This is a genomic window from Streptomyces millisiae (genome assembly GCF_031845425.1).
Lineage (GTDB): Bacteria > Actinomycetota > Actinomycetes > Streptomycetales > Streptomycetaceae > Streptomyces > Streptomyces millisiae.
Map to the genome: position 1 here is coordinate 1 of NZ_JAVREM010000445.1, position 255 is coordinate 255.

General features: G+C 72.2%; 1 protein-coding gene. It reads right to left on the minus strand.

Annotation, left to right across the window (positions count from 1 at the left end; all coding sequences use genetic code 11):
* On the minus strand, positions 1-255 hold a 255-nt coding region (locus RNC47_RS37495), incomplete at both ends, for an LLM class flavin-dependent oxidoreductase (RefSeq protein ID WP_311605359.1).

Genomic DNA, 255 nt, shown 5'->3' on the forward strand with positions numbered 1-255 from the left:
GATCCGCAACGTCTCCTCGAGTCGCTCGAACCGCTCGGCGACCGGCGGGAACGGCACGCCGAGCCCCAGGTGCTCGCGTTCGTACCAGGCGGCGCCGATGCCGAGGGTGGCCCGGCCGCCGGAGAGGATGTCCAGGGTGCTGACGATCTTGGCCAGCAGCCCCGGATGGCGGTAGGTCACCCCGGTCACCAGCGCGCCGAGCCGCACGGTGGAGGTGTGCGCGGCCAGGTAGCCGAGGGTCGTGTAGCACTCGAG